Raw genomic sequence first — 3010 nt, forward strand, 5'->3', positions numbered from 1 at the left:
ATCGGGCTGGGCACGTTGTCCGGCATGCTGTTCTACCTCACCAGCGCCAACTCCGGCGCCATGATGATGTCCAACTTCTCTTCCATCATCACCAACGCGACCCAGGATGGCGCCAAGTGGCTCCGGATCTTCTGGGCCTTGGTTACCGCGCTGCTGACCATCGCGATGCTGGTCGCCGGCGGCGTGACCACCATGGAGTACGCCACGCTGATCTTCGGCCTGCCGGTAACGATTATCGCCTGGCTGGTGATGGCGTCGTTCACCAAAGCGCTGCGGATGGAGAAGGCCGATCGCGAGGGCCGCGTGCTGCGGCGGCAGTCGATGGCGGTGCACGGCGGTCATGGGGCGGACCGCACCTGGGGCCAGCGGCTGGCACGGATCCGCTCCTACCCGTCCAAGAACGAGGTAGCGGCGTTCATTGAACTCACAGCCCAACCGGCCCTGGCCGAAGCCCTCGAGGAGTTCACCAAGCAGGGCCATGAAGCAACCCTGAACACCCTCCCGAACGAACACACGGGCGTCCCCAGCCATGTTCTCGCGGTCACCATCCCGGACCACCGCGACTTCCACTACCAAATCCAGGCTGTGGAAGCCTCAGTGCCGAAATTCAACCGGCATGTACACCGCGATTCCGAGGCCTACTACCGCGTGGAAGTCTTCGCGCAGACCGGCTCGGAGGGCTATGACCTGATGGGCGTGACACAGCAGCAGATCATGGAGGACGTGCTGCTCCGTTACGAAGCCCACCTGGGCTTCCTCGCCTACTCCAACGAGTACGACCACCCCACCCTCATCACCCCGCCCGCACCGCCGACCACCGGTACCCCCGCATAAGCCGAGCCAGCGCATGTGCCGGCAGCGGAAAATGACAGGGCGCCCGACGACAGAGCGGGTCAGGCAGTGACCTGATTACGCAGTCCGCAGCTCACGGCGGCACAGACACCCAGGATACGAACTTTCGTGATGAAGCCATCCAGTTCCTCAATGGCCACACGCAACGGCAGGTCCCCTCGGTGACTCCGAATCACCATGAACATGGTGGGCAACTTCGTTGCCCACCATGGTCGCTCTCCAACCGCCTGGTCCGTTTAGTGTCCGCCTTATGAGCTCTGGCGGCGGGTCTAGACGCCAGCCTTGGTCAGAAGTGCATCAACCATCATAAAGAACAAGGCGCGGGGATCAGTGGCAGTCGGGTCTGTCATGTACTGGATGGCCGCTCCGTCGTAGATCATCAGGAAGGCCCGCACCAACGAAGGGATGGCGAGGTTGCACTGGTCACTATTGCTTTGCGCCGCGGAGGAGAAGATGTTCCCCAACTCCACTTCGTAGGCTGGATAAATTTTGGTGGCCAGTGGGCTGACATCGGCGTTGCGTGTTGCCCAAAGAATTAGTTCGATTTCAGCAAGTATGTTTGCGGGCTCTTCCTCCAGTGCCCGCCAGTAGCCCTCAGCTACGTGTTCCACCGCCTTTCGAAGTCCTAGGTGGACCGGGACGTCGCTGGAAAAGCGGCTCAAGTTCTTGAACCAAGCCTCGGCGGCCACGTCCATGAGCTCCCCTTTATTGCGGAAGCAATAATGTGCCGCTGCCAACGGGGCATTGGCCGCCTTGGCAATAGCCCTAATGGTCACCGACTGAACACCCTCACGACGCATGAGTTCAACAGTCGCTGCAGTCAATTGTTCTCTTCGGTCTTCGGCGGATACCCGCATAACTCACTCTCCAGTCCCTGTTCCCGGCCGGACAGGGACACTTCCTCAAGACTATGGCTTGAGCCCAGAAAAGGCCCACGATCTTCGTCGCGAACCATTGACTCGAACGTTCGTTCGTGTCAATGCGTGCACACTGCAGTGACCCGCATCACCCTGATGCAAAGTTCCTTAGATTCCACAGGGTATTCAGAAGCAGATTCCCTATTGAAGAAACGGTGAAAAGAATGGCCACAACCACCCCTCAGGCCCCGGCACTGACGACGGGCGAAGCGATCGATTTTTGGCCAGCGAAGTCCCTGGAACCCATGCAGGACAAATGGCAGGCATTGCGCTGCAGGTTCATAACTTCTCTTCCCGTAGGCCCATGGAACGACTTCATACTCTCCGAGTGGGAACTGGACGCATGCGCCTGGGAGGACTTCCACCCCCACACCGAGACGAACTTCGTCCTGGAGGGCGAACTTCATATCCAGAGCGAAGGCGAGACTGTCATCCTGAAGCGGGGGGATTCGGCACGCGTAAACCCTGGACGAGCCGGCCGTTACTGGGCACCCGTCTACGCGCGGATGGTCACCATTTACGGACCCAACCCCGAAGGCCTGGAGTCACACTCCTTTAAGTACACCAAACTCTGAGCCCTGACATCTCCACCGCAAGCCATCGAGGACACGCCGGTCCGCTGCGAGAAGCGACTGACGGCCGAACACGAAAGGCAAAATAAGGGACTGCCCCGGTGACTGCGTCAGAAAAGCCTTTCAAAGGGCTGATCGCTTCTGGATGGCACACAGCCTCGTTGATGATGCGCATCTTCGTATCCTCCTACTGGAATGAAGATGCGAGCCTGGGCGGACCGGGGGCAGACGAGCTTCGTTGGCTAAGTCCTGTGCGGCCAGGTGACATGCTGTCAGCCAAGATCACCGTCGTGGAGGCCCGAAAATCGCGATCCAAGCCCGACCGCGGCATAGTCACTATCTCCATCGAGATGTCCCGAAACGACGGGGACATAGTTATGACGATGAAAACCACGGCGATGCTGCGTAGCCGGTTGTCCTAGCCGACCTCACACATGCAGACAGGGCAAGGAGCGGATGCGCTGCTTTCGAAGATGTGAACGAATTCCGCGACGGCTCTCCATTCGAACCCTTGTTCATTGGCCAGCCTGAGCCTTGATCCACCGATCCGGGGTTGGTCTTGATGGATTTCGGTGTCGGCCGCGGATTCTGGTTTCGGGCGTGGCAGATCACCGGCCTCGCTGTCGGTGGTGTTCCACTGGATGTTCCTGGTCGGGCCGTTTCCGGCGG

Annotated in this window: 5 protein-coding genes; 3 read left to right on the forward strand and 2 right to left on the reverse strand. The window is 59.7% G+C overall.

Going from position 1 to position 3010, the window contains the following annotated elements:
- A partial coding sequence (locus tag ABIB27_RS19175) for a BCCT family transporter (protein WP_354254687.1) occupies window positions 1-834 on the forward strand: 834 nt, incomplete at its 5' end.
- Window positions 835-1121: 287 nt separating this feature from the next.
- Here ABIB27_RS19175 and ABIB27_RS19180 read toward each other — a convergent pair.
- On the reverse strand, window positions 1122-1709 hold the full coding sequence (locus tag ABIB27_RS19180; protein WP_354254689.1) for a TetR/AcrR family transcriptional regulator: 588 nt from the start codon (window positions 1707-1709) through the stop codon (window positions 1122-1124).
- Window positions 1710-1933: 224 nt separating this feature from the next.
- Here ABIB27_RS19180 and ABIB27_RS19185 point away from each other — a divergent pair, with 224 nt between their 5' ends.
- Both ABIB27_RS19185 and ABIB27_RS19190 read left to right on the forward strand, forming a co-directional pair.
- On the forward strand, window positions 1934-2344 hold the full coding sequence (locus tag ABIB27_RS19185; RefSeq protein WP_354218034.1) for a cupin domain-containing protein: 411 nt from the start codon (window positions 1934-1936) through the stop codon (window positions 2342-2344).
- Window positions 2345-2442: 98 nt separating this feature from the next.
- On the forward strand, window positions 2443-2763 hold the full coding sequence (locus ABIB27_RS19190) for a MaoC/PaaZ C-terminal domain-containing protein (RefSeq protein WP_354218035.1): 321 nt from the start codon (window positions 2443-2445) through the stop codon (window positions 2761-2763).
- Here the strand turns inward: ABIB27_RS19190 and ABIB27_RS19195 are convergent.
- Window positions 2760-3010, reverse strand: a 251-nt coding sequence (locus tag ABIB27_RS19195; RefSeq protein ID WP_354254691.1) for a hypothetical protein, incomplete at its 5' end; no start/stop codon positions are given. The genes ABIB27_RS19190 and ABIB27_RS19195 overlap by 4 nt on opposite strands.

This window comes from Arthrobacter sp. UYEF21 (assembly GCF_040546085.1).
Lineage (GTDB): Bacteria > Actinomycetota > Actinomycetes > Actinomycetales > Micrococcaceae > Arthrobacter.